This is a genomic window from Bifidobacterium tibiigranuli (assembly GCF_022655035.1).
Classification (GTDB): domain Bacteria; phylum Actinomycetota; class Actinomycetes; order Actinomycetales; family Bifidobacteriaceae; genus Bifidobacterium; species Bifidobacterium tibiigranuli_A.
The window spans coordinates 37,005-51,805 of the sequence record NZ_JALCUA010000009.1 but is presented as its reverse complement, the minus strand read 5'-3'; the positions used below and the strand labels follow the sequence as shown (position 1 = coordinate 51,805).

General features: G+C 61.9%; 11 protein-coding genes. 3 read left to right on the top strand and 8 right to left on the bottom strand.

Annotated features, from left to right (window positions below; genetic code table 11):
• Window positions 1-264: 264 nt before the first annotated feature.
• From LKK40_RS08900 to fbaA, 8 genes are all read right to left on the bottom strand, one after another.
• Window positions 265-915 carry a TetR/AcrR family transcriptional regulator gene (locus LKK40_RS08900; RefSeq protein ID WP_304310299.1) on the bottom strand — a complete coding sequence of 217 codons (651 nt, stop codon included), beginning with the start codon at window positions 913-915 and terminating at the stop codon, window positions 265-267.
• A 101-nt stretch (window positions 916-1,016) separates the two neighbouring features.
• Window positions 1,017-3,371 carry a family 1 glycosylhydrolase gene (locus LKK40_RS08895; protein WP_304310298.1) on the bottom strand — a complete coding sequence of 785 codons (2,355 nt, stop codon included), beginning with the start codon at window positions 3,369-3,371 and terminating at the stop codon, window positions 1,017-1,019.
• Window positions 3,372-3,441: 70 nt separating this feature from the next.
• Window positions 3,442-4,374, bottom strand: a complete 933-nt coding sequence (locus LKK40_RS08890; RefSeq protein WP_304310297.1) for an ABC transporter ATP-binding protein — start codon at window positions 4,372-4,374, stop codon at window positions 3,442-3,444.
• Complete coding sequence (locus LKK40_RS08885) at window positions 4,371-5,261, bottom strand: ABC transporter ATP-binding protein (protein ID WP_304310296.1); 891 nt, start codon at window positions 5,259-5,261, stop codon at window positions 4,371-4,373. The genes LKK40_RS08890 and LKK40_RS08885 overlap by 4 nt, the downstream gene beginning before the upstream one ends.
• Window positions 5,258-6,100, bottom strand: a complete 843-nt coding sequence (locus LKK40_RS08880; protein WP_304310295.1) for an ABC transporter permease — start codon at window positions 6,098-6,100, stop codon at window positions 5,258-5,260. The genes LKK40_RS08885 and LKK40_RS08880 overlap by 4 nt, the downstream gene beginning before the upstream one ends.
• A gap of 52 nt (window positions 6,101-6,152) precedes the next feature.
• Window positions 6,153-7,097: an ABC transporter permease gene (locus LKK40_RS08875; protein ID WP_304310294.1), complete on the bottom strand. Its 945-nt coding sequence runs from the start codon at window positions 7,095-7,097 to the stop codon at window positions 6,153-6,155.
• Window positions 7,097-8,641 (bottom strand): ABC transporter substrate-binding protein, encoded by a 1,545-nt coding sequence (locus tag LKK40_RS08870; protein ID WP_304310293.1) that lies wholly within the window; start codon window positions 8,639-8,641, stop codon window positions 7,097-7,099. The genes LKK40_RS08875 and LKK40_RS08870 overlap by 1 nt, the downstream gene beginning before the upstream one ends.
• 695 nt (window positions 8,642-9,336) lie before the next feature.
• Complete coding sequence (gene fbaA, locus LKK40_RS08865) at window positions 9,337-10,488, bottom strand: class II fructose-bisphosphate aldolase (protein WP_304310292.1); 1,152 nt, start codon at window positions 10,486-10,488, stop codon at window positions 9,337-9,339.
• Between the two features lie 810 nt (window positions 10,489-11,298).
• On the opposite strand from fbaA, the gene LKK40_RS08860 reads away from it, so the two are divergent.
• The 3 genes from LKK40_RS08860 to LKK40_RS08850 all read left to right on the top strand — a co-directional run bounded on the left by LKK40_RS08860 (window position 11,299) and on the right by LKK40_RS08850 (window position 14,791).
• Window positions 11,299-11,439, top strand: a complete 141-nt coding sequence (locus tag LKK40_RS08860; RefSeq protein ID WP_304310291.1) for a hypothetical protein — start codon at window positions 11,299-11,301, stop codon at window positions 11,437-11,439.
• A 121-nt stretch (window positions 11,440-11,560) separates the two neighbouring features.
• A complete protein-coding gene (gtfA, locus tag LKK40_RS08855; RefSeq protein ID WP_304310290.1) occupies window positions 11,561-13,081 on the top strand; it encodes a sucrose phosphorylase in 1,521 nt (506 codons plus the stop codon).
• Between the two features lie 138 nt (window positions 13,082-13,219).
• Window positions 13,220-14,791, top strand: a complete 1,572-nt coding sequence (locus tag LKK40_RS08850) for an MFS transporter (protein ID WP_304310289.1) — start codon at window positions 13,220-13,222, stop codon at window positions 14,789-14,791.
• Window positions 14,792-14,801: the final 10 nt, after the last annotated feature.

The following is a 14,801-nucleotide window of genomic DNA, read 5'->3' as shown; positions in this document are numbered from 1 at the left end:
TGCGGAGGCGTTAAGCGCAGAACCCTGTGGGTTCTGCGTAGCCGACGCCGAGGGCCCGCTAAGGGCCCGAGGTAGCAACGGAGTCCACCCTTGGACAGTCATTGAGCCACGAATCGTCACAATTCCCGCACTACTTCGACTATCATGCGGGCCTTGTGACGCATGACCGCGCCCAAACGACACAACGCCCGCACAAGCCCCGCGATAGTGCGGGAATCGTGACGGGCGTCTCACAGCTAGAGGCCAGCCCCCGTCATTCAGCCGTCACTCGATGGAGCCGACGTCGATTCTGCTGGGCAATGGCCGCTCCGCGATGCCGCGGTAAAGCATGTTCACCCCGTCGGCGTAAGTGCGCACATACGACATCTCGTAGTGCAGGCTGCTGGCGAGCACCCACTGGCTGCGCACGCCCTCGTTGATGGCGTACATCGTCAGCGCGGCGTGCTGCGGGTCGACATTCGCGCGAATTTCGCCCGCCGCGATGCCCTTGCGTATTGTCTTCTCCGCAGGCGGCAGCATGAGGGCGAAGTTGCGCGCCAACCGCCCGCGCACCGGGGTGTCCTCCGCCACATCAATGCCGGTGAGCGTGACGCGCAGCCGCAGAAGATCAGGATGCGTGGCCGCCTGCTGCACGCTTTCGATGCTGCGGTCGAGCATCTCCCGTACGCTGTCCGCATCCGCCATGTCCAATCGGTAGTCGCGTTCGCGCAGATCGACGATGGCGGTGAACAGCGCCTCCTTGGTCGGGAAATGATAGAGCACTCCGGCGTCGGAGATGCCGACTTCCTTGGCGATGTCGGCAATGCGAACGCGCTCATATCCATATCGGCTGAACAGACGGGTGGCCGACCTGACGATGTCTTCCCGCCTGCGTTCGCCCTTGGGGCTTTTGCGCACGCTCTTCTTTGCTTCCACTTCGGACTTGCACCACCTGTTGGACTATGTCTTACCGTGACATCATATCCTCCGCCTTTCCTCCAACATGCAAATCAGGCACGCAACGCCCGGATCCAGGCCTATTCGATGAACAGCGTGCGCAGCGTGGCGATCTCCTCTTCGCTCATTCCATTGGCGAGGCAGTATTGCGTGACCGTGCCGTAGCGCCCGCGCATATCGTCGAGCAGCCCTTGCATGGTCTCGCCCGGCGAGGCGAGCAGCGCCGCCGCCGCGCCTTGAAGATTGGCGATCTTGCCCAGTTTTCCCGGAAGGCCTTGGCTGATGGCCGCTTTGAACGCGCTGGTCAGATTGGCTGCGGACTGCGCGTAATTCGAGACGATCAGCGCATCCTCGACGCCCAGCAATCCGAGCAGCACGGCGGATACGATGCCGGTGCGGTCCTTGCCCGCCGTGCAATGAATCAGCACTGGTCTGCCTTCGCTGCGGGCCAGAACCCGCAGCACCGCAATGACTTTGTCCGCATGATCGAAGGCAATCCGGCGATACAGCTCCGGCAGTTGCACCGACGCAAGCCCCCGCAGTGCACGAGCGCTGAGTGGTTTGCTTGTCGAACCCCCGGTCTCATTGCCCTCTCCGGCGCCCTCTCCGTCGCCATCGGAAACGCCGCCATCCGCAACGCCGCTGCCCAGCAGTCCGATGCGCAGCACCTCGATATCATCGTCCAGCTGGTACGGCCAGGTTCCGATCTCCCACGGGTCGCGCAGATCGATCACGGTGCGCACGCCCAGACGGCGCAGCTCTTCAGCGCCTTCAGGCTTCATGAAGTTCAGCCCCGCAGAGCGGAAGAAGAAGCCCGAACGCAGATAATGGTCACTCACGGTGCGCAGGCCGCCAATGCCACGAGCGTTGGGCACGCCGCCCAACTCGATGCCGTTGACGTCACCATCGAAGCGCTCCTCAGCAACAGGAGCATCGAGCGCGTCAAGGTCGCCGTTGTGACTGACCACGTCGCGGTACCAGGCGAAGGAATCCTTCGGCGTGCGCTCCATCGTCGCCGCATCGACATGGACCAGCCCGAAGCGCTCGGAGAACCCGTCCATCCACTGGATGTTGTCGATGTTGGACCAGACGTAATACCCGTCGACTGCGATGCCCTCGCTCGCAAGCGCATGCAGATCGCGGATGTTGTGCTCAAGCGCCCGGATGCGCACGGCATCGTTCAGGCTTGCTTGCAATTGCCCAGCGTCTTCTGCAGCCTCGCCCACCGACTCCGCCGGTATCGCCGACTCCGTTGATTCCGTCAGCCCCTCCGCTGCGCTCGGATACGCGGTGCCGCGCCCGTTCTCCGTAATGATGATGCGCGGATGGTCCGGGTAGCTTTCGTGCACCCATTCCACGGTTGCGCGCAGGCCGCCGGGCGTCTCCTGGCGAAATCCGCGCGGGCTCCACCAGCGCCTGCCCGGGCCGGGCACGATGGCGACACCGTTTCCTTCGCCCAGCATCGATGAGAACGCATGCAGAGCCTTCTCGTTATCGTTTCCGGATTCGAAGAACATCGGCGCACGCTCCGGCGTCGTGGCGTACATGTTGGAATACCAATTGACGCCGAGAATGTCCAGCGGTTCGGCGATGACATCCATATCGTCCTCACGGCAAGTGCCATCGGCCTGCACCTGCTCGCGAATCAGCGCGACGTGGCCCCTGCCCATCAGCGGGTCGAGCATCAGCCGGTCGAACGAGCGCCGCGCGGTCTCGGCAGCCTGCACGTCAGCAGGATTGCAGGTGGCGGGTTGCACGCCGGCAACGGAAAGAATGGTGCCGATGCGGCCCGACACCTTCGCCGAGCGCAGCGCACGCACAGCCATGCCATGCGCCAACAGGATGTTGTGCACGGCGTCGAGGCCGCGCGCCCCTTCGCTGCGCATCGGCGGGAGGAAGCCCGCGACGTATCCGGCCATCGCCGGGTGGGACGGCTCGTTCATCGTGTACCACTGATCGACGCGGTCGCCGAGCCGCTGCGCCACGATTTCGGCGTAGCGCGCGAATTGCTCGGCCGATTCGCGGCCCATCCACCCTTCGCAGCGCTCCTCAAGCCATTGCGGGGTGTCCCAGTGGTACAGGCATGCCGCCGGCAGGATGCCGCGCGCCAGCAGCCCATCCACCAGCCGGTCGTAGTAATCCAGCCCGGCTTCGTTGATATGCCCTTCGGCATCGGTCACGACCCGCGGCCAGGAAATCGAGAAGCGGTGGGCCTGCGCGCCCAAGTCACGCATCAGATCGAGATCCTCGTCGAGCCGATGATATTCGTCGGCGGCCCTGCCCAGATCAGCGCCATCGTGCACGCGAAGGCTGCCATTGCGGTATGCCGTATCCCAGACTGACGGGGCCTTGCCGTCGGCGTCCCAGCCGCCTTCGATCTGATATGCGGCGTTGCTGGTTCCCCAGAGAAATGTTGCGGGAAGTGCTGAACTCATTGATGCTATTCCTTTGCTGCGGTGATTGTAGTTGACGATATTGCGGCTGGCCGACGGTGACGCCTATGCGCTATGCTTGCGCCCGGTAGCGCGGCACTGATGCGATAAGCCGCTGCGTGTAGGCGTGCTGCGGATGCCGGATCACCTGCTCGGTGTCGCCGCTTTCCACGATGGATCCTTGGTCGAGCACGTAGACCGCATCTGAGATCATGCGTACCACGGAAAGATTGTGCGAAATGAACAGCATGCTCATATGCTCCTGGTCGCGCAGATCGGCGAACAGATTAAGCACGGTGGCCTGCACCGACACATCGAGCGAGGAGACCGGCTCATCGCAGATCAGCAGCTCGGGATCGGCGGCGATGGCGCGTGCGATGGCCACGCGCTGCGCCTGACCTCCGGAAAGCTCCCCTGCTTTCGCCGGGCCGTAGCGATCCGGGTCGATGCCCACCCGGGCCAGCAGAGCCGCCGCCTTCGCCAGACGCTCGCTCGATGCGAGGTGATTGGCGATGGTGTAGGGCTCGGCTACGACGTCGAGAATCCGGCGATGTGGATTCAGCGAGGAGACCGGATCTTGAAACACCATATGCACCCGTGGGCGGCTGTCCCAATGGTCGCTGCCGTTGCCACCGTTACCGCCGACAGCTCCGGTCTGGCTGCCGCTGCGCCCGCTGGCTTTGCGCAATCGGCTTCGCCTGTACTGCACCTCCCGATCGCACACCAGAACCGATCCGCGCGCAGGCGCCTTCATGCCCATAACCGTTTTGGCGATGGTGGATTTGCCCGAGCCGGATTCTCCGACCAGTGCCGCGCACCGGCCTTGGGGCACTTCCAGATTGATGTCATGGAGCACTTCCGTTGTGCCATATGCGCAGGCCAAATGCCGTATGGACAACGCGGCGGGCTGCGAGGGCTGAGATGGCTGCGCGGCGGGCACGGATTCCTCCCGTTCGCCGCGCCCGCCATCCGCGGACGTTGCCTCAGGTTGCACTGCAGAGGTCATTGCGCGCCTCCTTCGGCGTAGATTGATTCGACGGTGGGCAGTCTGCGCAGCCGCTCCCCCTCAAGCGAAGGAATGCAGGCAAGCAGCGCCTTGGTGTAGGGATTCTGCGGCCGCGTCATGATCTGCTCGGTCGGTCCGACTTCGATAATCTTGCCGCTTTTCATAACCGCAATCGTGTCACATCGTTCCGCGGCCACATCGAGATCGTGGGTGACCAGCAGAAAAGCGGATCCTGTGGCGCGTCTGATGTCGTCCAGCACGTCGAGAACCTGGTGCTGCACCGTCACGTCAAGAGCGGTGGTGGGTTCATCGCCGATGAGCAGCTGCGGGTGGCCAATGGCTGCGGCACCGATGCCGATGCGCTGCCGCTGGCCTCCGGAAAGCTGGAAGGGGTAACGGCGCCAGAGCGATTCGGGGTTGTCGAACCCGGTGGTTCTCAGCATGCCCAGACCGCGTGCCTTGCGTGCCTTCGCATCGGGCCGGCTGTCCATATTGGCCAGCGCCTCGGTCAGCTGACTGCCGACGCGGTAGGTGGGGTTGAGCGAACGCAGCGGATCCTGGAAGATCATGCCGACCTGCAAGCACATGAACGCGCGACGCCTGCGGGCAGACATGCGAGCCGGCTCCTTGCCGTTGATGGTGACGCTGCCGGTGATCTCGCTTCTGGTCCCCAGCGGCTGGATATCCGCGATGGCGCGCATGAGCGCGCTTTTGCCGGCTCCCGATTCCCCGACGATGCCGAAGGCCTGCCCGGCTCGGATGACGAGGCTGACATGCTTCACGGCCTGAATCGGGCCGTGCCCGGTCTGGAAGGTGACGGAAAGATCGCGCACTTCGAGCACTGGCACCGCCTGCCTATTCGCTGTGCTGTTCAATGGTTCGTTCATGCGTTGGTCTCCGACTCGAAGAGTTCCTTGATGGTATTGATGGAGAAGATCGTCAGGCACAGCACCGCAACCGGGCACAGCGTGACCCACGGGGCTGCGGCGAGCTGTGTGCGGCCCTCCGCGATCAGCCCGCCCCATGAAGGGGTAGGCGGGCGCAGGCCGAAGCCGATGAAGCTCAGCGACCCTTCCGCCACAATCGCGCCAGCCAGGGCGGTGAAGGCGTAGGCGCTGACTTGCGGCAGCACGCCGGGCAGAATCTCACGCGCGATGATGCGCGTCAGCCCAGCGCCTTGCACACGGGCGGCCAAGCAGTAGTTCTCCGAGGTGATGGGCACAGTCGCCGCGCGGCACATGCGTGTGAACATCGGGATGCTGAACACGCCTATCGCGCAGGCGATGACCATGATGCTCGGCCCTCGCAAAGCGACAATCGTGGAGATAATCAGCATCGGAGGAACCGCAAAGGCCACATCGCACACGAATTCGACGATGGTGTCGGCCGTTCCTTTGAGATAGCCGGCGATCATGCCGAGCACCAGCCCGCAGACGAAGCCGATGCATACCGCGGTAATTCCCACAGTCGCGCTGATTATGGCTCCCTGCATCGTGCGGGCGAACACATCGCGACCCAGATTGTCGGTGCCGAAGAGATGCGCGGCGCTGGGAGCCTGGCTCAGTGCCTGATAGTCGTTGCCGTACGCATCGATATGTGCGAGATAGGAATACAGCACCATGACGACGAGCATGACGAGCCAGACAATCGCCACGACTCTGGCCGTGGTGAGCCTCGCAACGAAGGCATGCCATGCGATATGGGACATTCTCGGTTTTCCGCTCATGCGTTCCTCACCTGCATCATCTTCACCTGTACCTTCCTCACTGGTGCGCTCCCTACTCATGAGAGCCGCTTGGGTTGATGAGATAGGCGGCGACGTCAACGAGCATGCTCATGATCAGCACCGCGCAGGCTGCGAACACCACAATGCCTTGGAGCAAGGGGATGTCGCGCCCCTGCAGGGCAGTGACGGCAAGCCTGCCGATACCGGGGATGCCGAAGATGTTCTCGATGATCAGCGAGCCGCCCATGCTCACGCCGATGTTCATGCCGACCAAGGTGACGAACGAGACGCTCGACGGACGCAAGGCGCGGGTCCACAGCGCTTTCCATGGCGATGCGCCGCGCGCATGGGCCGCATCCATGTACGGCTCGGACATGGTGGCTATCAGCGAGCCGCGCAGCGTGCGCGCATACACGGCGGCCTCGCCCAGCCCCATGGTGAGCGCCGGCATGATCATCGTCACCAGATTCTTGCCCGGATTCTGCGCGAATGGCACATACCCTGAGGCCGGCAGCACGTTCAGCGTCACCGCGAAGATGTAGATCAGCAGCAGACCAATCACGAATGACGGCACGGAAAGCATGAGGAACGACAATCCGGAGAGGGTGCGGTCCGCCGCGCCATTGATATGCCGCACGCTGAACGTGGCGATCAGCAGAGCGAGAATCACTGCGACGGCCTGGCCGAGCAGGACGACTTCGAGGGTGACCGGCAGCCTGCTGGCGATTTCGTGCAGCACCGGCCGTCCGCTGGCAAAGGAGGTGCCCCAGTCGCCGCGCAGGATGCCGCCGAACCAGCCGCCGAGGCGTTGCAACTCGGTTTTATCCAGCCCCAGGTCCTGTCGCAGCTGCGCGCGCTGCTGCGCGGTCGCATCCTGACCGAGCAGCAGCATGGTCGCATCGCCCGGCAGCAGCGCCACAAGATGGTTGACTGCCACGATGACGACGAGCAGCACCAGAATCGAGCGGACGATGCGAGTGCCGATGGTCTTGCGCATCAGTGGCCTTCGCCCAGAGCGATCTTGCCCGCCTGCGCCTCAATCAAGGTGTTGTGCGAGATGTCGGGGAAAGCCGCGATCTTATTGCTCATGATGAAACCGGCGTTCGTCGCGGTGGTCCAGAGCACCGGCACATCCTTGCCAAGCGCCTTGGATGCGGTGGCGAAAGCAGCGGCACGCTTGGATTCGTCGGTGGTAGCCGAGGCGGCGGCGATGGCGGAGTCAACCGTCGTGTTCGCGTATCCGGTGAAATTGTACGGTCCCTTTGACGTGAACAGATACTGCGCTCCGGAAGGATCCGAAAGCACCGAAGTCACGAAGTCGGCCATCTGGAACTCGCCGGACATGAGCTGCGAGGTGTAGTTCGCGCTTTCGACGGGCGTGACTGTGATGTCGACGCCAGCCTTGCCCAGCATATCCTTGAGCGCGGTGGCGCGCTGCACGGTGTCCGGGCGGTTCTCGCAGTTGAGCGTGAGCTTGATATGCTTGCTTTCCAGCACCGACTTGGCCGCATTCAGGTCGTACTGCGGGTAGTTGGAGTCCTTGGGGGCGACACCGCCGAGCAGCGCGTACGGATTGTCGATGGGCTTGCCCTCACCGAGATTCACCACGGCGTTCAGCGCCTTGCGGTCGATCGCCTGCGCCAAAGCCTTGCGGACGGAAGCATCGGCAAGCTGAGCATCCTTCAAGTTCAGCAGGACCATGCTCATGGATGCCGGAGCCTTCATGACCTTAAGCGAGGAATCCTTGGCGGCCTCCTGGAACTGCGAGGCCGATTCGGACCACATCAGGTCGATGTCGCCGGATTTCAGGCTCTGGAAACGTGAGTCCGCGTCAGGGATCATCTTGTAGGTCACCGTATCAAGGTAGGGCTTGTCTCCCCAGTAATTGGCGTTCTTGGTGAGCTTCACCGAGCTGCCGGGAGTGAAGTCGGAGACTTGGTAAGGGCCTGCGCCTAGCGGGAACCCGAACGGGTCCTTGGCGGTGGTGGACTCGATCATGCCCAAGGCGCGCGTGAACTGCGCGGCGAAATCCGCGTTCGGTCTCGCCAGGGCGAAGGTGACCGTTGCGGCGTCGGGGGTGTCCATCTGCTTGATCTGCGCCACTTGGGCCATCGCAGAGGACTTGGTGGCGGGGTCGCCGAGGCGCTTGATATGGGCGACGACCTCCTTGGAGGTCAGCGGTGTGCCATCGGAGAACTTCAGGCCGTCGCGCAAGGTCAGCTTCCACTGCGTCGCCGTGGTGTCGGAGGTCAATGATTTGGCCATATCCGGCTCGACGGAGCCATCCTTGCCCGCCTTCATCAGCGGCTCGTAGACCGCCGTGGACAGGATGAGCAGCGGCTGCTGCGTGGTGATGGAGCTGGCGATGTCGAGCGTCTGAACTTCGCGGTCCAAGCCGATGGTCAGATTCCCGCCCTGCCGAGGCGCGACGGATGAGGTGGAGGAGTTGGTGCTATCACTGGATGTTCCGGAGGAACCGTTGGCATTGCCGCAGCCTGCCAGGAAGGAGAGAGCGCATCCAATGGTAATGACGGATGCCATGATATGTGATGTTTTCTTGAACACGGCATCAGCATGGCACCGGATTCTTAACCTTAGTGGTGACTCAGGTTAAGCGTCGGCATAATGACATTGAACTTTCGGTGAACCGGTTTGCGCCGTTACTGCACGAAGGCTGGCTTGCTTTGCGCTAATAGTTCGCGCTCAATCTCCGGACGCATAGAAAGAAATCGTCACTGTGAGCCGCAGCCTCGCCCAAACGCTTGGGTCTCATAGCGATCTCAAGCAATCGTGACCTGTTTCAGCGTCGCCTTTTGTACGCTAACGCGACCCTGCCGTGCAAAAGGCAACGTTGTGAGGTCCGATTCCGTAACATTTCATACGCCAGCCCCGACTTAGCGTATAAAATGCGACACTCACACACGCAACCGTCACAACGCCTGCGGAGGCGTTAAACTCCCAGCGCAGTGCGCTGGGAGTAGCCGATGCCGAAGGCCGGCTAAGGGCCCGAGGAAACAACGGAGTCCACCCTTGGACAGTCATTGAGCCACGAATCATCACGATTCCCGCACTACTTCGACTATCATGCGGGCCTTGTGACGTATGACAGCGCCCAAACGACACAACGCCCGCACAAGCCCCGCGATAGTGCGGGAATCGTGACGGTCGGCCAGCGATATGTACGACCTCGGGCAGTTGCACGAGCACTCACAACAAGGCGAGCGCCCAAAACCGCCCTACTTCAGCGCTTTGCCGGCGGAGCCGAGCTGCTGGCAGGCCTCGACTATGCGGGCGGCCATGGAGGATTCGGCTTCGCGGCCCCAGGAGCGCGGGTCGTAGAAGCGTTTCTCGCCTACTTCGCCGTCGATTTTGAGCACGCCGGCGTAATGCTCGAACATGTGGCCGGCGACCGCGCGGGTGAAGGCGTACTGGGTGTCGGTGTCGACGTTCATCTTGACGACGCCGTGGCTCACTGCCTGGGCGATCTCCTCAGGGCGCGAACCTGAGCCGCCGTGGAACACGAGCGCGAAGGGCTTCTCAGCGGCTACTGCATTCGCCGCGTCTGTGTCAGCGCCGGTATTCGCACCTGTGCCAAGGCTTGCACCAGAACCAGCACGCGCGGTAGCGCTATCCGCAAAAGCCGTCGGCACGGAAGACACCCGCCCGTCGCGCACCGCCGCAGCCACCTCATGCTGGATATCGCCCAGCAGTTCGGGCCGCAGCTGCACGATGCCTGGCTTGTAGGCTCCATGCACATTGCCGAAGGTGAACGCCGCCATGTACAGGCCGCGTTCGCCGAGTCCTAGACGTTGCGCGACTTTCACGCCATCAGCGGGCGTCGAGTAGAGCTTCTCGTCGATTTCGGCGGAATGACCGTCCTCCTCGCCGCCGACCGCGCCGATTTCGATTTCGAGAATCGTATGCGCCTTCACCGACTGTTCCAGCAATTCCTCGGCGATATCGAGATTCTCATCCAGCGGCACCGTCGAACCGTCCCACATATGCGATTGGAAGGTCGGCTCCTGGCCGTGCGCCACTTCATCGATCTCATGGCGCAGCAGCGGCCGCACCCATTCGTCCAGATATTGTTTGGCGCAATGGTCGGTGTGCAGCGCCACGGTGATATTCGGGTAGTGCGCCGCGACCTCGTGCGCGAACGAGGCCAGCGCCAGCGAGCCGACAACCCGATCCTTCACCGACTGCCCCGAAAGATAGGCCGCTCCCCCAACCGAAATCTGGATGATGCCATCCGATTCGGCCTCGGCAAATCCCTGCAACGCGGCGTTGAGCGTCTGCGTGCTGGTGACATTGATCGCGGGGTAGGCATAGCCGCCGCGGCGGGCGGCATCCAGCATCTGCGCATAACGTTCATGGGTTGCAATAGTCATAATTCCATTATCGCCGCATCAGCCCAAAAACGCACACAACAGGCCGGAATTCCGCGTGAAATTCCGCACATCGACATGGTGTCATAGCGCAGTGTCGTAGCTCGACTGCATAGCTTGGCTGCACGGCTTGACTGTACGGCCGTGCACATGCGAGTGCCTGCAACGGCACCAGCAACGACCCGTACCAGCATCATCACCTCATCCAAGCATTGCGTGCGCCTGCCGCAGTCACCGCACATTTCCCCATACTATTGCCTTAGGCAGCCCTAAAAGTGTGACTTAGGCAGCCCCATATCATTGACGTTGACTATGCCCCACTGATTTCGCCTTACTGGTCCCGACCTCCATCTACTCAGCACATTGCTGTGTGCGACCGGTCGAGTGAAGGCTTCCAAAAGCGTATCATGCCTTCAGGATTGGCGGAATATCAACGATTCGTGAGGAGTCAATCGGGCGCATACTTTCATGAGGTGCTGAATAGACGAAAAAAGTGCTTACTACGCGATATTGCCGGATAGTCGACCGCCGTTATCGTTCATTATCACCATCTGAATCGCTTATTAAGCACTTTTCCCGTCTATTAAGCACTTCACCAAGTAGCCCACGAATCTGGCACACGACGTTTCGGCAGAATACCACCATTTCCTAGAACCGTCGTGCTGCCTCCTCGACGCTGGCAGAAGCATGATTCACGAAAAGTGCCTAATACATTTCGGGAAGCATCCACATATGCTGCCGAGCGCGGCATAACCGCATGCCCCAAACGCCCTATTGAACCCTGCGAGCACAGCAACCATGCGCCTAGAACGCATGACCCGCACGCGCCGCAACCCGAAAACCCATGAAACCGATATCGGTGAGGCGTTCATACCCAAGAACAACGCAAGCACAGCCGATGTCTCCCTGGCCTCTTATATTGACTTGGGTAAAACCGGTTCGATACAGATTTAACACTGATTCGGCGCCGATGCAGCACCGATGCGAGCGCCGCATACCGATCACGCAACAACAACCGCCAACAACCAACAGCACCACATTGCCGCAGCACAGCATGCAACAGATTGGAGATTCAGTGAAGAACGCAGTCCAGCTCATTACCTACGCCAACAGGTTCGGCGACGGGACGATCTCCTCAATGACGGACATGCTGCGTACGCGCTTCGAGGGGGTGTACGAGGGCGTTCATATCCTGCCGTTCTTCACGCCGTTCGATGGGGCGGACGCCGGCTTCGACCCCATTGACCACACGCAGGTCGATTCCCGACTTGGCTCTTGGGATGATGTGACCGAACTGAGCCGCACCCACGAAATCATGGTGGACACCATCGTCAACCATATGTCCTGGCAGTCGCATCAGTTTCAAGACGTTATGGCCAAAGGCGAAACCAGCCCCTACGCCAAGATGTTCCTGACCATGTCCAGCGTCTTTCCTGATGGCGCCAATGAGGAGGAGCTCGCCGGCATCTACCGCCCGCGGCCGGGCCTGCCGTTCACGCATTACAACTGGGGCGGCACCACGCGACTGGTGTGGACGACGTTCACGCCGCAGCAGGTCGATATCGATACGGATTCGCCGGAAGGCTGGGCATACCTGATTTCGATCCTCGACCGCCTAGCGGCGAGCCATGTGCAGGACATCCGCCTGGACGCCGTGGGCTACGGCGCCAAGGAGGCCGGCACGAGCTGCTTCATGACGCCGAAAACCTTCGAGCTGATCGGCCGCATCAAGGCCGAGGCAGCCCAACGCGGTTTGGAGACCCTAATCGAGGTCCACTCGTATTACAAGAAGCAGATCGGCATCGCCTCGAAGGTCGACCGCGTCTACGATTTCGCGCTGCCGCCGCTCCTGCTGCACACGCTGTTCACCGGAGAGACGAGCGCTTTGGCACACTGGATCGAGGTCCGCCCGAACAACGCGGTCAACGTGCTCGACACGCATGACGGCATCGGCGTAATCGACATCGGCTCCGACCAACTCGACCGCAGCCTCAAGGGGCTAATCGCGGACGAGGCCGTGGACAGCCTGGTCACCACGATTCACGCGAATACGCACGGCGAGTCAGCGGCCGCGACAGGCGCCGCCGCGAGCAACCTCGATCTCTACCAGGTCAACTCCACGTACTACTCGGCGCTCGGCTGCAATGACCAGCACTATATCGCCGCGCGCGCCGTGCAGTTCTTCCTGCCGGGCATCCCGCAGGTCTATTACGTGGGGGCCTTGGCCGGCGCGAACGACATGGAGCTGCTCGCCACGACCAACAACGGCCGCGACATCAACCGGCGTTACTACTCGGTCGCCGAAATCGACAGGAACCTCGAACGCCCCGTGGTGCGCGCGCTCAATGCGCTGTGCCGCCTGCGCAACACCCTCGACGCCTTCAACGGCGCATTCAGCTATACTGCCGGCTCCGACCGCTCGATCACCCTCAGCTGGACTGCCGCAGATGGCGCAAGCACGGCCTCACTCAGCTTCGAACCGAGTCGCGGTCTGGGAGTCGACAGCAAAGCCTCAGTCGTTTCGCTGACCTGGACCGATGGCGCAGGCGAGCACCGCAGCAACGATCTCATCGCCAATCCGCCGACCGTGAGCTGACACGGCCATCAGAATCATCATAGTCATCGCGCAGTCCGGCCAACACAATCCGGCTAATACAACGAATGCCAATCCAACACATCCAACGCGGGCAAGGCGCATGAACCACCCACGACATGAGCACGCAGAAAGACCGCTATGACCACATTATTAGATCCCAGCGCCGCAGCACTCGCGCCGGCCGAATTATCCAACGACGAACCACCCAGCGACAAGCCACCCGAGGCGGCCCTCAACGGCACCGATACGACAGCTACGGAGACGGCTACAACGGTGCCACAGGCCAAAAAGCCGCAGCTCGCCTCGGTTCCCACCACGCCAGCCGCGCCTGCAGAAGGGCTGAAAGCCATAGCTACCGTGGATGCGCCCGTGCCCGATCCCGACTCCGCCTTCATGGATATGCGCGACCCGATGGTTTCCGCCGACGGTCATCGACCAACCATGAGGGAACTGGTTCGCCTCGGCATCGGCTTCACCATTTCGGCCACTGCCTGCGCCATTCCCTGGGTCGCGCTGAGCTCCCTGATCCTGCCGGATGTGCTCGAAGGCATCGATCCGGCCAGCAAGGAATCGATGCTCGGCATTATCAACGCCGTTGGCGCGGTGGTGGCGCTCCTGTCCAATATCGTCTTCGGCACCTTCTCTGACCTGACCCGTTCACGCTTCGGCAAACGCAGCCCGTGGATCATCTCCGGCGGCATCATTGCCGGCCTGTCCGTGGGCTCAATCGCATTCACCCATTCGCAGACGCTGATCGTGGTGCTGTGGTGCTGCACCCAGCTCGGCTACAACATGATGCTGGCCCCGTATGTCGCCACCGTGTCCGACCGCATCCCCGACAAGTTCCGCGGGACGATCTCCGGCTTCTACGGCGCCGGCGGCGCAGCCGGGCAGACCGTAGGCTCCTTCGTGGGAGCGCAGCTGCTCAAAAACGGGGCGGCCGGAGTGTTCGCTGGCTGGATGATGGGCCTGGCGGTATTCGCGCTGTCCGGCATCTTCGTGGTCGTCGTATGGCCGCGCGAACAGTCGAACCGGGACGAGCCGCGCGTCGAAATCACCGTCAAGTCGATGCTCACAAGCTTCCGTCCGCCGAGGCACGCCCCTGATTTCTACTACGCGCTCGTCGGCCGAACCCTGATGATGGGCGGCTACTGGATGATCAACACCTACCAGCTCTTCATCGCGCAGGACTACATCTTCGCAAATGACCCAAACGCGAAGGTCAAAGCCGTGTCCGTCATCGCCACAATGGCCGTGATTACCCTGATCGTATCGCTTATCGCCGCTGTCTCCGCCGGACCGATAACCGACCGGCTCGGCATGCGCAAAATCCCGGTCGCACTCGCCAGCTGCCTGTTCGCCATTGGCACGCTGATGCCGCTGCTCTTCCGCTCGCAGCTTGGCATGTATCTTTTCGCGGCCATCGCCGGGCTCGGCTACGGCATATACAACGCCATCGACCAGGCGCTGAACGTATCCGTGCTGCCCAATCCGGACGAGGCCGGCAAGGACTTAGGTATCCTGAACCTTGCGAACACGCTGTCCACGGTCATCGGTTCGCTTATGACTTCGGTGATCGTCGTCATCGTCAAGGCCGTGCTCGGCACCAGCCAGACCCCTACGGTCGCCTACTCAGCAGTGTTCATTTTCGCGATTGTCATCGTGCTGATCGCCACCGCGCTCATTCTGCGCATCAAGAATGTGAAGTAAAAACGCGGGG